This is a genomic window from Tritonibacter sp. SIMBA_163 (assembly GCF_046535935.1).
Lineage (GTDB): Bacteria > Pseudomonadota > Alphaproteobacteria > Rhodobacterales > Rhodobacteraceae > Epibacterium > Epibacterium scottomollicae.
The window spans coordinates 1-14,487 of sequence record NZ_JAWJBP010000017.1 but is presented as its reverse complement, the minus strand read 5'-3'; the positions used below and the strand labels follow the sequence as shown (position 1 = coordinate 14,487).

Below are 14,487 nucleotides of genomic sequence, written 5' to 3'. Positions count from 1 at the left end.
CCCTTCAGCCTGTGCTGGCGGGATGTTTCCGATTGGGCCAAGCAGGCGTCTGTTGTTAAACCAGCTCGTCGTGCGATCACGGGCGGGAGGGGCCTTGCGCATGCGGCGCGTGTAACCGCATGAATTCGCAAGTGGAATCCTCCATCGAAAGATTCGTGCAACAACGCGGTCGAGGCCCCATTCATAGCCAGTGCTTGACTTCAACCGTGAGGCCCCTCCCCCTTTATGCGCAGAAAGCTGGCCTCCCCGGCAAAGACATAGCGCAGCAGCAAAAGCTCGACATGCGCAGCGTTGCGACTGCAAAAGGCCTGCAGCATCTGGCGATGCAGGTCGACCAGCGTGTGATGTGCCTCCTCATCCCGCAGCGTCACCAGCCGGACAGACTGAATTTGCGCCATGTAGCGCAGAATGGTCTCCCGCAGCTCAACGTTCGGCACTGCCATGATCCAGGTGCGGCGAATATCCTCTGAAGCGGCGTAAAGACTCTCGACATCGCCCGTCTCCAGAGTTCGTTCTGAACGGGCGACGGCCTCGGTCAGTGTTTCGAGGTCGGCCTCGGTCAGGTTGGCTGTGGCCAGCGCAGCCGCACGTGGCTCCAGCAGACGGCGCAACTCAAACATGTCGAGTATCTGGTCATACTGCAGGGTGGGCAAGGTGAAGCCTCTCGTCGTGCTTTCCAGGTAGCCCTCATGCGTCAGGCGCATCAACGCATCACGCACCGGCATACGCGATACGTGAAACTCCTCCGCGATCGCGGTGTCGACGAGGCGGTCATCATATGTGATCTCGCCCCGCTGGATACGCCCCAGATAGGTTTCGTAAATCTTGTCCTTCATGTGGCGCTTGGGTGTGTCCGCCATGATCGCCCCTAACTGTATACTAAAGCTTGGTCCTAAGCTGCAGGCAACCTTAGACTTAACCCTTCTATAGCGCCATTATAAACTTCAAGCTTAAACAAAATGTTTGTATCCGTATACGAAACATGCCAACGATATCGACAACAAGACGCGAAAACGCGCTTCACCACGCAACAAGGGAAACCACAATGTCATCCACACGAAATCTGCTCACCGGCCTCGCAGTTGCGGCGCTGACTACGTTCTCCGGCGCCAGCACCATGGCTCAGGAGGCCCTTAAGATCGGAGCCTACCCGGCGAACCCGCCTTGGGAATTCAAGAACGAAGCGGGTGACTTTGAGGGGTTCGAAGTCGACATCATCAATGAGATCGCAACCCGCCTCGGCACGACGACTGAGATCGACGGCCTCGATTTTCGTGCCCTTTTCGTGGCGACAGCCTCGGGCCGTGTGGATGCCGTGATTTCCTCGCTGACGATCACCGATGAACGTCTTGAGGCGCAGTCCTTCACGCAGCCCTATTTCTCCGGCGCGCTTGGCGTGGGCACCAAGAAGGATGCAGACATCAACAGCATCGACGACATCAAGGGAAAGCGCATCGGGTCGATCGCCACGTCTTTTCCGGAAAACTGGCTGAAAGAGCGTCAGGATGAACTGGGCTACAAAGCTTATTCCAGCTACGACACCACCGCGAATATGCTGACCGACCTGCGCAGTGGACGGATCGAAGCGGCGGTAAACGACATCGTCAGCCTGCGCTACGCTTTTGCGCAGCCACAGATGGATATGCTTCAGGTGTCCGCAGAGATCCCAACCGGCGACAAGTTTGCGATCATGCTTCCAAAAGACTCAGAACACTTGCAAGCATTCAACGATGCCATCTCCGCCATGAAAGAAGACGGAACAATGGCCTCCCTTTATGAGAAATGGCTTGGCGTTGCCCCGGCTGCCGGGAGCGTGACCGTGAAGCCGCTGCCGATCCCCACCTCCGCCGACTGAGCTTCGCTTGAACGTGCAGGCGGTGACCATTTCCGCCTGCACGTGCAGCTGTCGACACGACCGCGACCTGATCGGAGCACACCATGGAAATCTTCGACATCTTCTTCAATCTCGACGTTATGCGCCGTGCCTTTCCCATTCTGATGCGGGGGATGTTGAACACCCTTCTCCTTGGCGCGGCAGCGATCCTGTTCGGCGGCGTGCTCGGCGTGCTGGTCTGCCTGATGCGGCTATATGGGCCGAAGTGGCTACGCCTGCTGGCAGTGTTCTACATCGATATTTTTCGCGCCATCCCGGTCCTAGTGGTGCTGATACTTGTTTACTACGCGCTCCCCTTTGCAGGAATTGTATTTTCGTCTTTCGTGGCCGCGACCATTGCACTGGCGCTGGTCCTGGCGGCCTATACAGCCGAGGTGGTGCGCGCCGGCATCGAAGCGGTCCCGAAAGGGCAATTCGAAGCCTGCGATGCGCTTGGCCTGTCCTTCGCAACAACAATGTACAAAGTTGTCTTGCCACAGGCGTTTCGCATGATGATCCCGCCACTGGCCTCATACGGCGTTGCCATCATGAAGGACACCTCGCTGGCCTCGGTCGTGGCGATGGAAGACCTGCTAAAGCAGGCCACCGATGCCCAAGCGCTCTTCGCCAACCCGACACCGCTAGTTCTGGCAGCGCTGCTCTATATAGCGATCCTGTGGCCGCTGGTGCGCCTGACCGGCTGGCTAGAACAACATTTCAAGCGGGGCTATCGCTGAAAAGCCCCCTTTCGCGCGCCACCAACGGGCGCAGGCCTTTCGCCGCAAATATGAACGGAGACGACCATGTCCACACTAACGGGGAAGGGCGACGCCTATCTCCTCTACCACTCCATCGGTCAGTACGAGGGTAAGCGCGCCGATATGACCGCGGGCCTCGCGGACTTTGCAGATGTCTGGTCTGCGCCAAACGGCGATCAATGGGGCGATGTACTGGGCAAGCGCCAGCAGTTCATCGACCTTTGGGGCCAGCTGATCCATGCGCCCAAAGGCACCGTCACCACAACCGAAAGTGTCACCACGGGCCTGATGGCCGTGATTGGCGCGCTGCCTGAGGGCACATTGCGTGGCAAGAAAGTACTGGTGGCCGAGGATGGCTTTCCCTCACTGCACTTTCTGCTGACCGGGCTGTCGAAGCGCTTCGGTTTCACCCTCGCCACTGTGCCATTTCGGCAAGGAGGCCAATGGGTTGAGGCTGAAGACATCATGACGGAATGGGATGAAGATGTGGCCCTGGCGCTGCTGACCTGGATCAGTTCGACAAGTTCGCATCGCCTCGACATTCCACAGCTCGTAGCGCATGGACGATCCATGGGATCACTGATCGGAGTGGACCTTACGCAAGGTGCTGGCCTCCTGCCCTATGATGTCACCACTCCTAAAATAGATTTCGCCCTGTCGACCAGCCTGAAGTGGATGTGCGGAACCCCCGGCGCGGGTATTATCTACATGGACGAAGACCTCCTGGCGCGCAGCGAACCTGAAATGCGCGGCTGGTTCTCGCAAGAGAATCCATTCTCTTGGGCGTTGGATGCCTTCGCGTTTGCCGATGATGCGCGCCGCCTCGACAGTGGCACACCATCAAGCGTTCCAGCGATCGCGAGCCTGCCTGCGATGCAGTGGCGCATGGCACAGGACAGCGCCGTGATCGCAGAGGAGAACCGCGCGCTGACGACCCTGCTGCAAGCCGGGTTGGAGGATATGGGGTTACGGCTGGCCAGCCCGTCAGACCCCGACCAGCGCGGCGGCAGCCTGATGGTCACCCTGCCTGATCACATACAGGCTTCTGGTGTGGTAGCCGCCCTGTCTGAACAGCAGATCTACGTCGACAACCGCAGCCAGATCCTTCGGATGTCTCCCGGCATTCTGACGACGGAGGCAGGCATTGCAAGTACAATCACCGCACTGCGCGAGCTTGTGAACTAAGCGACCGTGACCCAAAGCGGATCAGGCACGCAGCAACGAAGGGCTGCGTGCCCGAGAGAGACACAGAAGGCCTAGCAATGACGTCGATTGGCTGGCGGAAACTGCTAGGACAACCTGTACGACAACACGCTCGGCAACATCGAGGTTCGCGGCCACGCCCGGCTCTTCATTCCGGATTTAGCCCGTGGCGAGGCACTCTTGCTGACTGGCAAGGCCGGGGTCGCTTGGTCCCCAGCTAAGGCCGCGGGGTTCGAGTGGGCTGGTTGGCGCCTTCGCCGATGACCTAGATGCGCAACCCAACGTGCCCCCTGCTGTTGTCAGAGGTCCCGCACCTCGGGTAGACACAAACGCCAGTTCGGCGGCGTGCATCGCTGCATGCTCTTCCAACCGCCGCACGTTGCGGCAAGCTGAGGAGTTCATCTGCCGGCAGGAACGGACTCCCGCCATGGAAATCACGACAGAGGGCTTGCATCTCGGCAAGTGGATATTTTTTAGGTTCAGGGTATTACGGCCAGCGGCACTGCTCTCTTCAATCGTTCGACCCAGCGCAGACGATTGCATAAATTCTTCGAAGCTCGTCCAAGTTGTTTGATCACTACTGAACCATGTGGATCAGCGCACAATGGGGTGCGCGAACTGATTGCTATAGGGCGCGATTGTGCGCCAGATGCCCAGATCTGTGTCTAGGCATATTTGAAACCTGGAAAGATGAATGCTGTCGATGCAGAGACGATTGGGCTCATATCTGTTTGGCAGCTTGCCTCACCCAATCGGCGAAGGTCTTAACGCCGTGCTTGTTGCGCGACAGCGGATTGAGCACAAGGCAATAGGCAAATCCGCGCAGCTCTGGACCAGGGATTTGCCGGTAGCGGCCTGTTTGCAGACCTTTTTCGACTAACGCACTGCTGGATAAAAGCGGCCCCAGCCCCTGATCCAGCGCGTTAAAAGCCGCACTTTCATCGCTGAAACGGATAATGCGGTCCGACGGGAACGGCTCCCCGGCTTCCTTGAACCATTCTTCCCAGGTCGGGCCGCCCATATCCGGGTTGCGCCAGCGGAATCCCAGCAACCGGCTGTCCTGCAAGCCAGTTTCCGGGCGGTCAGCCAGACTGACTGGGATGTAACGATCCGAGAACAAAACCTCGACGTCCTCATTCACCGAGGCCTCCGGGCCATATCGGATCGCCAGGTCCAGCCGGTCAACCCGCAAGTCCAGAACGTCGTCATCGGTTTCGACCTCCACCCTGATCTCGCCGTGCTTTTCGAAAAACTCTGGCAGGCGCGGAACCAGCCAGCGTTCCGCAAAGGCATATGTGGTTGTGACCCGAACCAGCGATTGCTCGACATCCTTGTCGAGCATGGCGAAGGCTTCGCCCAAGATATCAAACGCGGTCTGCAGCTTGGGGAACAACTCTTGCCCGGCGGGAGTGAGGGCGATCTGACGGGGGCGGCGCTCCACCACCTGGTAGCCAAGATAGGCTTCCAAATGTCTGATCTGGTGGCTGATGGCGGTGGCGGTGACGCTCAGCTCCTCCGCCGCCTCGGCAAAACTGAGCCTTCGGGCGACCGCTTCGAAGGCTCGAATTGCGTTTAACGGCGGTAGTTTACGCATGACGTCGCCCACTTGCGCAAAGAAAACTCAGCTTGGCCTGACGAATGGTCATTTGTTTTTGGGCCTCCTCTTTCTGAAGCTTGTGGAATGAAAAGGGAGGGAAAAATGACACATAATATTATCACCACCCGGCGGCGGTTGATCAAGGGGGCGCTTGCGGGCGCGGCCGTCATCGCCACCCCGGCCGTCCTGCGCGCACAGGGTCGCCGAGACTTGTCGATGCTCACATGGGCAGGCCATGCCGACCCCGATGTGATCGGCGCATTCGAGGAGACGCACAATGTTCGCATCCGTGCCAAGGAGTATGTTGGCGGCGATCAAATGCTTGCTCAAATGGCGCAGTCTCCGGCCGGAACCTACGATGTAATCCTGTCGGATGCGGAATACGTCGTGCAATTGCAGCAAGCGGGCTTCATTGAGCCGCTAACGCCCGAGGACTACCCGTTCGACGACTTCTTTCCGGAGTTTCAGAATTTCCGTGGCCACTGGTTCGACGGTCAGCCCTATGCGGTTTTCCTGCGGTTCGGTTTCCTCGGGCTGTCCCATAACCGCGCCGCGATGAGCGAGGCGGAAGCCCGCAGCTATCGCACCATGTGGGGGCCGCAACACGAGGGACGCATCGGCCATTTCGATTGGCATCTACCCAACCTGGGTTCGTTAAGCCTCCTCAATGGCAACGCGTCGCCGTTTGACCTTGATGAGGCGCATTGGGCGAAACTGACCGAGACGATGATGTCGCTCCGGCCTCAGGTGCGCGGCTTTTATGATTACGGCGGGATGCTGTCGGCGCTGCGTTCGGGCGAGGTTTCCGCAATCCCCGGCATCGGCGACTGGATCACCGGCGTGCTGGCCCGCGATGGTGCGGATGTCACGACGACCATCCCCGAGGAAGGTGGCCTGCAATGGACCGAGTCGCTGTCGATCGGTGCGCAATCGGAAAACCAGGATCTGGCCCGGACATTCATCCAATACATGCTGTCGCCAGAGGGTCAGATAAAGACCGCCACGCTCAAGGCCTATCCGGCGATGATCCCGACGCGGGCGGGCTGGGCGCGGCTGAATGATGAACTGCCGGGAGAGGCGCAGCGCCAGAACATGGTGCTGAACGGACCCAATGCACTCGATGAGATCCGCGCCGGGCGCATTCAACTGCGGGAACTTCCGGTACAGCAATCGCTGGAAACCTGGAACGACGCCTGGACGCGTTACAAAAACGCCTGATGTCCGGTCCGGCCTCGGCGCAATCGTCGGGGCCGCAGCCTTATCGGAGATATCGACATGACTTCCTCTGCTTTCCCGGCCCGCACTTCGGGGCGCCGGTTCCACTTTCTCTTTAACCGTGCCTGGCAGGCGCTTTGGGTCCTGCCGCTGCCTGCCTGGCTGCTGCTATTCTTTGCAGTGCCGCTTGGCTTGCTGGTGGCGATTTCATTCTGGTCCGTGGTGAACTACCGGCTGACGCCGGACGCCACGCTGTCGGCCTGGCGGTATGTTCTTGGCCTCGATTTTCTCTGGGCCAGTTTCTGGCGCAGCTACGGTCTGTCGATGGCCAGCGCGGTCGCGATTTCGCTGCTGGCCTTCCCGGCCTCCTACGCGATGGCCTTTGTCGCTGCGCCGCGCCAGCGGCTGATCCTGCTGGGGCTTGCGATTGCGCCGTTTTTCACAAGCTATCTCGTCCGCATCTATTCCTGGCAGGTCTTCCTGACAGAGGGCGGCGTGATCTCCTCGGTTATTCAGGCGTTTGGTGGCGAGGGGGAAAGCCTTCTCAACACCTATTTCGCGCTGCTTCTCGGCCATGCAACGCTGGCGCTGCCGGTGGTCCTGATCCTGCAGACCATCGCCCTTGCCAATGTGGACCGGACCGGGATTTCGGCTGCCGCCAACCTTGGCGCCCGGCCCGGAGCCATCCTGTTCCGCATCATCCTGCCCGCAGCCCGGCCCGGGCTGACGCTGGGGCTGCTGTTTGCCTTCCTGCTGTCCTACGCGGAGTTCGTCAGCGCCTCCTATCTGGGCGGCGGCACCTTCCAAACCCTGCCGATCCTCGTGACGGACCTTGTTCGGGCCGGTCAGCAATGGCCGCGCGCCGCCGTGGTGTCGCTGCTGATGATCGCCAGCCTGTTGATCACCGCCTTTGTAACCGTCCTCTGGGCCTATCGCGAGAAAGGATAAGACATGCCTCCGCATCTGAAACACGCCTTGCCAAAAGCCTTCTGGGTTGCCGGACTCGCATTGGTTTTCCTTCTGCTGTACGCACCGATCCTGTCGGCGGTCCTGTTTTCCTTCAGCGCTGACCGCTTCCCAAGCCTCAGCATGTCCGGGTTCAGCACCAAGTGGTACGCGCAGGTCCTGACCGACCGCGCCATGCTAGAGGCCCTCAGCAACAGCCTGACGGTTTCCGGGATCACCGCGCTGATTGCCACAGCCCTGGGATTTGCCGCAGCCTATGCGGATTACCGTTTTCGGTTCTTTGGCCAGAAAGCCGTGCTGGCGCTGGCCTTGCTGCCGCCGACGGTGCCGCTGGTCATCCTGGGTTTGGCGATGCTGGCCTTCTTCTCCCGCATCGGCATTGCCGGCACGCTTGCCGCAGTGGTTGCCGCGCATGTCGTGATCGCCGCACCCTTTGCGATGGCGGTCTGCCGTCTGCGTCTGGCGCAACTGGATGAGACGCTGGAAACCGCAGCCCAGAACCTCGGTGCCCTGCCCCATTCCGCGCTCGCCCGCATCGTGCTGCCGCATACGTTGCCGGCCATCCTTGCCGCCTTCCTGATCACCTTTGCCGTGTCATTCGACGAATATGTGATCTCCTGGTTCACGGGCGGCTTGAACCAGACCATTCCCGTTGCGGTTCTGACCACGCTTCAAGGGCAGGTCGACCCCACCATCCACGTCATCGGCACATTGAGTTTTTCCGTCACCCTGACGCTGGTTCTGATCGCGCTTGCCGTGGTCCTGCGCCAGAGCGGCGGCGCCATGTCCAAGGAGGAGACATCATGACCAACATACATCTGAAACTGGCGGGGCTTGCCAAGTCCTATGGTACCTTCATCGCCGTCGAAGAATTTTCGCTGGATATTGCGCAAGGGGAGTTCATCGCAATTATGGGGCCGTCCGGCTGTGGCAAGACCACGAGCCTGCGCATGCTTGCCGGTCTTGAAACCGCAGACCGCGGTGAGATCACCCTTGCGGGCAACCGGATCGACCAACTGCAGGTCTGGGAGCGGGAAACCCCCATGGTCTGGCAAAGCCTAGCGCTGTTCCCCTTCATGACCGTGCGGGAAAACGTCGAGTTCGGACTGAAGATGCGCGGCGTTGCCGGGCCAGAACGCCGCCGCCGCGCTGACGACTGGCTGGAACGGTTGGGCATTACCACCTACGCAGACCGCAATGTCGCGCGTCTGTCAGGTGGTCAGCGACAGCGCGTTGCCCTCGCCCGCAGCCTGGTGCTGGAACCCAAAGTGCTGCTTTTGGACGAGCCGCTTTCGGCGCTCGATGCCCATATGGCAATCAAGATGCAGGGCGAACTGAAGAAGCTCCAGCGCGAGCTCGGCATCACCTTTGTCTATGTCACCCACAGCCATTCCGAGGCCTTTTCGCTCGCCGACCGGGTTGTCATCATGAACGCCGGCAGAGTGGAGCAAATTGGCAGCCCGCAGGACATCTTTCTGCGACCGCGCAGCAAATTTGTTGCTCAGTTTGTCGGCGGGATCAGCCTGCTGGAAGGAAAGGTTTCGGGCAGCGAGGGCAGCAAGCGCTTCTTGGACACACGCGACGGCAAAGTCCGGCTTTCCCACAGCAGCGGGTTAGCCGAAGGCGCAGCCGCAGATCTGGCTGTACGGGCGGACCGGATCTCCGTGACGGTTGAGCCGGGTTGGGGCGAAAACGAAATCGCCTGCACGCTGGTGTCAGAGGAGTTTGCCGGGGCCGTCGTCAATTTGCATCTTGAAACCGCGTCAGGTCACAGCCTTGTGGCGCAGCTTCAACAGCGGGATCTGGAGCAGTTGGACGCAAGCATCGGCGCGCGGGTCTATGCGTCCTGGCACTCCGATGACGGATTTCTTCTGGAGCGTGCGCAACAGTCGGAGCCGGGCCCCAAGGTGAGAGCTGCATGAGGTCTGTTCTCGACAATACCACGGAGGCTCTGCGTCGAGCCGGGCGGGAGGGGGAGGTTTTTCTGTCCCTGTTGCAGGACCGGGCCCGCGCGGAAGCTCGTCAAAGCGATGGTCGCACCGAGAGATTGAGCCCCCTGGATGGGAGTACTGTCTCTTGGAAAGATATGATCGCGATCAAGGGCGCCACCCCGCGTGCAGGCTCCGCCCACTGGCGCCCCGAGTCCCCTGCCCCAGCGGATGCTGAGGTGGTGGTGCGCGCCCGCAAGGCCGGTCTGGTCAGCATTGGTGTCACCAATCAATCCGAGCTGGCGTTCTCCGGTATCGGCTACAATCCACACCACGGAACACCGATGATAGAGGGACGGATACCGGGCGGGTCCTCCTCGGGGGCTGCGGCCTCTGTCGCACGAGGGATCACCCGCCTCGCGGTCGGTACCGATACTGCTGGCTCCTGCCGGGTGCCAGCGGCGTTTCTGGGCGTGGTGGGCTTTCGGCCCACGCGCGGACGGTATCCGACGAGCGGCGTGATGCCACTCGCGCCCAGCTATGACACCGTTGGCAGCTTTGCCCGCTCGGTTGCCGATATCATCGAGTTGGATGCGATCCTGTCCGGCGACAACGCCCACCCGGACATCGCCAGCGGCCTTGCGGTGCTCAGCGACGTGCTCGACGCGAGCGATGTCTCCGCGCCGGTCTCCCAGCGCTGCAAGGAGGCGGTGACAGCTCTCGGACAGGCGGGTGTCCTGTTGGAGCACACCAGACAGTCGCCTCTGGATGAGGCGCTGGCGCTGATCCGCGCGGGCGGCTGGCCGGGCGCCATTGAGGCGGCCGAAACCTATGGGCATCTGCTCGAGACCGAGAGCGCTCCTCACCTTGACCCCTTTGTCGCGGCGCGGCTGCGTGCGTCAGCAGGCCTGGACCCGGACAAGATCGCGCACGTCAAACAGGGTGCCAGAGCGTTGCGCAAAACCGTCCGTGCCTCCGGTACCATCTACCTCCTGCCGACGGTTGCCATCGAAGCCCCGCACCTGGCGCCGCTGCTGGAAGATCCCGAAACCTTTGCCGCAACAAATACTGCGGCTCTACGCCTGACCATGCCTGCGAGCCTGCTGGATTTGCCCGCCATTTCTCTCCCCGTCGGGAAAACGAATGCGGGGGCTTGGGTGGGAGTGCAGTTGGTCGGTCCGCCAGACTGTGACCGCACTCTGCTTGCCACCGCGGCAATTGTCGAAACGCTGCTGATGCAGAAGGAAACCCTGACATGATCCGTAACCCGATAAAATGGCCAAACGGTGCCCGCTGTGCCTGTGCGATCACGTTTGACGTGGATGCCGACAGCCTGATCCACATCGCACGTCCGGACGATGGTCACCGTCGCCTCTACCCGATCAGCATGGGCCGCTATGGTCCGAATTCCGGTGTGCCGCGCATTCTGGAAACCTACCGGCGGTTGGGGCTCAAACAGTCCTTTTTCATGCCCGGCTGGGTGATGGAACAATACCCCGAAACGGTCGAGGCGATCCTTGCCGGTGGGCATGAGATCGGCCACCACGGATACCTGCACGAAGACCCCGCCGAACAGAGCACCGAGGAACAGACCTATTGGTTCGAACGCGCGCTTGCGGTTCACCGGCAGATGACCGGCAGCACCCCGCGCGGCTACCGCGCCCCCGTCTATAACGTCACCCCCGAGGTGCTGTCGCTCGCGGTAAAGCACGGGCTAACCTATGAAAGCTCGATGATGGCGGACGACCTGCCCTATCGGATCGATACCGCAGCCGGCTCTCTTTATGAGCTGCCGGTGCATTGGGGCAGCGATGACTGGCCGCCTTTCGCGCATTTCGACGAGATCGGCTACAAGATGCCGGTGATGTCGCCGCGCCGCGGGCTGGAGGCCTCCTTTGAGGAATTTGAGGCGCAATACGCGGCTGGCGGGCTCTGGATCGGGATATGGCACCCCTTCCTGACTGGGCGGCTGGCCCGCTGGCGGGTGGTGGAGCGGTGGCTCGAAGAGGTGCTGTCGCGAGGCGATGTCTGGTTCGCGCCGCTGGAAGAGATCGCCGCCTACGCCGCAAGCCAGGAGGCCGAAGGCGCCTGGCAGCCGCACCGTGAGCCCGCAGCGCCCTACGCTCATCCCGTCCTGATGGAGAAATAAAGATGGATACCCGCGATACCCCCTTTGATGCCGCACGGCCCGACGGTGAAAACCCGAGCGCACATCAGACGCTTGCAGAGGATGGCCGACTCAGCCCCAATACGACCTACACCATTCCCGCCCGTCAGGGCCGGGCGATGCGCGTAAAGAAGGGAGAGCTGCTGTCGGTTATCAACCGCGACGGCAGCCAGATTGGAGACTTTTGGGCCTTTGTCGAAGATGACTGCGACGAATATCTGTCGATGGAGCACCTGCGCCCGACGCTGCGTCGCATTTCGCCACGTCCCGGCGACGCGCTGGTGACCAACCGGCGGCGCCCGATCCTGACACTGGTTGAGGACAGCTCGCCCGGCGTTCACGACACGCTTGTCGCGTCCTGCGATATTCACCGGTATGCCCAACTTGGACATCAGGGGTATCACGACAATTGCACCGACAACCTGCGCATGGCGCTGCGGGCCATCGGCCTGCGCCCGACATCGGTGCCCTGCCCGCTGAACCTCTGGATGAACACGCCTGTCATCGAAGGTGGCGCAATGGAGTGGCGCCCCCCTGTCTCGACCAAAGGGGATCAAGTGCTGTTCCGCGCTGAAATGGATGCTGTGGTGGTGATTTCCTGCTGCCCGATGGACCTCCTGCCGATCAATGGCGAAGATGCTGAGCCAAGCGCGCTGGAAGTCAAGCTGCACCGGGAACCCGAATGAACCTGACCGCAAAACGAATTGGTGGCGCGGTTTTAAATCCGCGCCACCTAGCTTTACCGTTTCAAAGGGTTGTTTCAGGCCGCTTGCGCCGTCCCACCGGCCAGTTTCGCGGCCAGGTCGCGGGTACGGGCCTCTGCCGATTCAACCGACGCCTCGTGACGCGCATCTTTGAATTCCTGATATTCGATCGCGATCGTCTCGATATCTGCCTGTGCCACGCCGAAGTAATGCGCACAAGCTGCCAGCGCCGGGTCAAGCGCGTTGAGATGCGCGCGCGGCCCACCCGGCGCAAAGCCGAATTCACCGCGCGACGACAGCACCACCAGCCGTTTTCCCGACAGGATCGGCTCGATCGGCGTGTCGCCGCGGGCCAGGTCAAAGGAAAAGGTCCGACCGATCCGCGCGATGTGGTCGATCCAGCCTTTGAGGGCGGTCGGCATTCCGTAGTTGTACATCGGCGCGCCCAGGACAACGATATCAGCCGCGATCACCTCATCAACCAACTCGTCGGACAGGGCCAGACGCTCGTTCATCCACGGCTCACGTTCGTCGGACGGGGTAAAGGCCGCATGGATGAATTTGTGGTCGATCGCAGGGATCGGGTTCAAACCGACATCCCGGGTGATCACTTTCGTGTCCGGTACTTGCGCCAGAAAGGTCTGCGTGAACAGCCCGGTCAGATGACGTGTGAGGGAGCGTTCTTCAAGCTGGGCGCTTGCATCAATTCGCAACAGAGTGGGCATGGGCAATCTCCTGAGTATATGCACTGCGCATTGTGCCTACCAAGCGGCCAAGCCTCTGGCGAAAGCGAATTTCTCATGGTCAGGGTGAATGAAATTCACCCTGCCACCACCCCGAACGGAAAGGATTGAACCGATGCGGCGCCTGCCTCCGCTCCACGCACTACGTGCTTTCGAAGCCGCCGCCCGGCATCTTCATTTCGCTCGAGCCGCGGCCGAGCTTCACCTGACGCCAACCGCGATCAGCCACCAGATCCGCCAGCTGGAAGAGATCCTGGAGGTGAAACTCTTCCACCGCTATCCGCGCCCAATCCGCCTGTCGGCAGAAGGCGCGGCATTATACCCGGTACTGCGCGAGAGTTTCGACCGCATGAGCAGCGCCATCGCGGGGATTTCGCAGCAGGAGACGAACCGTCCGCTGACGGTGTCCGTCACGGTGGCGTTTGCCAGCCTCTGGCTCATGCGGCGCCTGCCCGCGTTGCGCAGTCAGACCGGATTGAACCTGAAGGTCGAGGCCGACAACCAGCCGGTAGACCTCTCCGGTAGTGATGTCGACTTTGCGGTTCGTTACGCAGTCCAGCCGCAACCAGAAGACCATTGGCTGCCGCTGTTCGAAGACAACCTGATCCCGCTCTGCGCGCCGGAACTGCTGCGCCGGTCTCAGACCAACGACGACGCTGGTATTTTGCGCCTGCCGCTGATCCAGTACCGCTGGAATTGCGGCGCGGAAGCGTCGCCAAGCTGGCAGCGCTGGTCTCACGCAGCCGGGCTCGGGGCTGCGGTGCCCGAGATCGCACAGCACTTTTCAGAGGAAATCAATGCCATAGACTCGGCGCTTGCCGGTCAAGGCGTGGTACTGGCTTCCAGCGTGTTGGCTGGCCCCGCTGTCGCAGCCGGGCACTTAGTGCGCCTGTCTGACGCGGTTTTGCCTGGCAGAACTTTTTGGGCGGTGAGCCGCAGCAATCATCCGCGCTTTGCAGAAGTTGAGCACTTTGCTTCATGGGCGCGTGCTTCCGGGTAGCCGCTGCACGCGCGCAATTCCCGAATGCCCTGCGGTACCGACTGCTCCGAGGCTTCTGTTTGCGCACCCGCATTGAATGCGTTCCTTAGGGGGCGGCAGTGCAGCACTGCGAATTGACAGCAGAGGCCCGGTTAGAGCCCAAACCAACCTACTTGGACGAGTTCTCCTATTGGCCGCGATAGTTTAACCTAGTGCCAATTTAGATCACGCTGGAAAAACGCCGTGCACTCGCAAAAATTCAAACGTGCGTCAGCCTGGCGTTGTTGCAGAACTCTGACCGCGAAGGATTCACAACACGAATCCATACGGTTAGACGGGTGGTATGAGCAAGCC

Annotated in this window: 14 protein-coding genes; 11 read left to right on the top strand and 3 right to left on the bottom strand. The window is 60.8% G+C overall.

Annotation, left to right across the window (positions count from 1 at the left end; translation table 11 throughout):
- Positions 1–200: 200 nt before the first annotated feature.
- Positions 201–860, bottom strand: coding sequence for a GntR family transcriptional regulator (locus R0J92_RS17725; protein ID WP_106164468.1), 660 nt, complete (start codon positions 858–860; stop codon positions 201–203).
- 185 nt (positions 861–1,045) lie between these two features.
- On the opposite strand from R0J92_RS17725, the gene R0J92_RS17720 reads away from it, so the two are divergent.
- From R0J92_RS17720 to R0J92_RS17710, 3 genes are all read left to right on the top strand, one after another.
- On the top strand, positions 1,046–1,855 hold the full coding sequence (locus R0J92_RS17720; RefSeq protein WP_411052595.1) for an ABC transporter substrate-binding protein: 810 nt from the start codon (positions 1,046–1,048) through the stop codon (positions 1,853–1,855).
- An 83-nt stretch (positions 1,856–1,938) separates the two neighbouring features.
- Entirely contained in the window at positions 1,939–2,610 is a 672-nt protein-coding gene (locus R0J92_RS17715; protein WP_411052594.1) for an amino acid ABC transporter permease, read from the top strand.
- Positions 2,611–2,676: 66 nt separating this feature from the next.
- Positions 2,677–3,816: an aminotransferase class V-fold PLP-dependent enzyme gene (locus R0J92_RS17710; protein WP_411052593.1), complete on the top strand. Its 1,140-nt coding sequence runs from the start codon at positions 2,677–2,679 to the stop codon at positions 3,814–3,816.
- A 739-nt stretch (positions 3,817–4,555) separates the two neighbouring features.
- Here R0J92_RS17710 and R0J92_RS17705 read toward each other — a convergent pair.
- Complete coding sequence (locus tag R0J92_RS17705) at positions 4,556–5,428, bottom strand: LysR substrate-binding domain-containing protein (RefSeq protein WP_411052592.1); 873 nt, start codon at positions 5,426–5,428, stop codon at positions 4,556–4,558.
- 105 nt (positions 5,429–5,533) lie between these two features.
- Between R0J92_RS17705 and R0J92_RS17700 the strand changes: the two genes are divergently transcribed.
- Genes R0J92_RS17700 through R0J92_RS17670 form a run of 7 tightly spaced genes read left to right on the top strand, consistent with a single transcriptional unit; the run spans position 5,534 to position 12,393 of the window.
- Complete coding sequence (locus tag R0J92_RS17700; protein ID WP_411052591.1) at positions 5,534–6,649, top strand: spermidine/putrescine ABC transporter substrate-binding protein; 1,116 nt, start codon at positions 5,534–5,536, stop codon at positions 6,647–6,649.
- Positions 6,650–6,706: 57 nt separating this feature from the next.
- Positions 6,707–7,594 carry an ABC transporter permease gene (locus R0J92_RS17695; protein WP_411052590.1) on the top strand — a complete coding sequence of 296 codons (888 nt, stop codon included), beginning with the start codon at positions 6,707–6,709 and terminating at the stop codon, positions 7,592–7,594.
- A gap of 3 nt (positions 7,595–7,597) precedes the next feature.
- Complete coding sequence (locus tag R0J92_RS17690; RefSeq protein WP_411052589.1) at positions 7,598–8,419, top strand: ABC transporter permease; 822 nt, start codon at positions 7,598–7,600, stop codon at positions 8,417–8,419.
- The gene (locus R0J92_RS17685; protein ID WP_411052588.1) at positions 8,416–9,534 is read left to right on the top strand and encodes an ABC transporter ATP-binding protein; all 1,119 of its coding nucleotides are present in this window, start codon (positions 8,416–8,418) and stop codon (positions 9,532–9,534) included. Before R0J92_RS17690 ends, R0J92_RS17685 begins: the two co-directional genes overlap by 4 nt.
- Positions 9,531–10,799, top strand: a complete 1,269-nt coding sequence (locus R0J92_RS17680) for an amidase family protein (protein ID WP_411052587.1) — start codon at positions 9,531–9,533, stop codon at positions 10,797–10,799. The genes R0J92_RS17685 and R0J92_RS17680 overlap by 4 nt, the downstream gene beginning before the upstream one ends.
- Entirely contained in the window at positions 10,796–11,689 is an 894-nt protein-coding gene (locus R0J92_RS17675) for a polysaccharide deacetylase family protein (protein WP_411052586.1), read from the top strand. The genes R0J92_RS17680 and R0J92_RS17675 overlap by 4 nt, the downstream gene beginning before the upstream one ends.
- Before the next feature lie 2 nt (positions 11,690–11,691).
- Positions 11,692–12,393 (top strand): DUF1989 domain-containing protein, encoded by a 702-nt coding sequence (locus R0J92_RS17670; protein ID WP_411052585.1) that lies wholly within the window; start codon positions 11,692–11,694, stop codon positions 12,391–12,393.
- Between the two features lie 74 nt (positions 12,394–12,467).
- On the opposite strand, the gene R0J92_RS17665 is transcribed toward R0J92_RS17670, so the two are convergent.
- On the bottom strand, positions 12,468–13,136 hold the full coding sequence (locus R0J92_RS17665) for an FMN-dependent NADH-azoreductase (protein WP_411052584.1): 669 nt from the start codon (positions 13,134–13,136) through the stop codon (positions 12,468–12,470).
- Between the two features lie 88 nt (positions 13,137–13,224).
- Between R0J92_RS17665 and R0J92_RS17660 the strand changes: the two genes are divergently transcribed.
- Positions 13,225–14,154 (top strand): LysR substrate-binding domain-containing protein, encoded by a 930-nt coding sequence (locus R0J92_RS17660; RefSeq protein WP_411052583.1) that lies wholly within the window; start codon positions 13,225–13,227, stop codon positions 14,152–14,154.
- The last annotated feature ends 333 nt before the right edge of the window (positions 14,155–14,487 follow it).

What these genes read in the sequence shown, in the direction of transcription:
- R0J92_RS17715 (WP_411052594.1), top strand. Translation starts at nt 1,939, where the DNA reads ATGGAAATCTTCGACATCTTCTTCAATCTCGACGTTATGCGCCGTGCC.
- R0J92_RS17675 (WP_411052586.1), top strand. Translation starts at nt 10,796, where the DNA reads ATGATCCGTAACCCGATAAAATGGCCAAACGGTGCCCGCTGTGCCTGT.
- R0J92_RS17700 (WP_411052591.1), top strand. Translation starts at nt 5,534, where the DNA reads ATGACACATAATATTATCACCACCCGGCGGCGGTTGATCAAGGGGGCG.
- R0J92_RS17705 (WP_411052592.1), bottom strand. Translation starts at nt 5,428, where the DNA reads ATGCGTAAACTACCGCCGTTAAACGCAATTCGAGCCTTCGAAGCGGTC.
- R0J92_RS17665 (WP_411052584.1), bottom strand. Translation starts at nt 13,136, where the DNA reads ATGCCCACTCTGTTGCGAATTGATGCAAGCGCCCAGCTTGAAGAACGC.
- R0J92_RS17660 (WP_411052583.1), top strand. Translation starts at nt 13,225, where the DNA reads ATGAAATTCACCCTGCCACCACCCCGAACGGAAAGGATTGAACCGATG.
- R0J92_RS17720 (WP_411052595.1), top strand. Translation starts at nt 1,046, where the DNA reads ATGTCATCCACACGAAATCTGCTCACCGGCCTCGCAGTTGCGGCGCTG.
- R0J92_RS17680 (WP_411052587.1), top strand. Translation starts at nt 9,531, where the DNA reads ATGAGGTCTGTTCTCGACAATACCACGGAGGCTCTGCGTCGAGCCGGG.
- R0J92_RS17685 (WP_411052588.1), top strand. Translation starts at nt 8,416, where the DNA reads ATGACCAACATACATCTGAAACTGGCGGGGCTTGCCAAGTCCTATGGT.
- R0J92_RS17670 (WP_411052585.1), top strand. Translation starts at nt 11,692, where the DNA reads ATGGATACCCGCGATACCCCCTTTGATGCCGCACGGCCCGACGGTGAA.
- R0J92_RS17725 (WP_106164468.1), bottom strand. Translation starts at nt 860, where the DNA reads ATGGCGGACACACCCAAGCGCCACATGAAGGACAAGATTTACGAAACC.
- R0J92_RS17695 (WP_411052590.1), top strand. Translation starts at nt 6,707, where the DNA reads ATGACTTCCTCTGCTTTCCCGGCCCGCACTTCGGGGCGCCGGTTCCAC.
- R0J92_RS17690 (WP_411052589.1), top strand. Translation starts at nt 7,598, where the DNA reads ATGCCTCCGCATCTGAAACACGCCTTGCCAAAAGCCTTCTGGGTTGCC.
- R0J92_RS17710 (WP_411052593.1), top strand. Translation starts at nt 2,677, where the DNA reads ATGTCCACACTAACGGGGAAGGGCGACGCCTATCTCCTCTACCACTCC.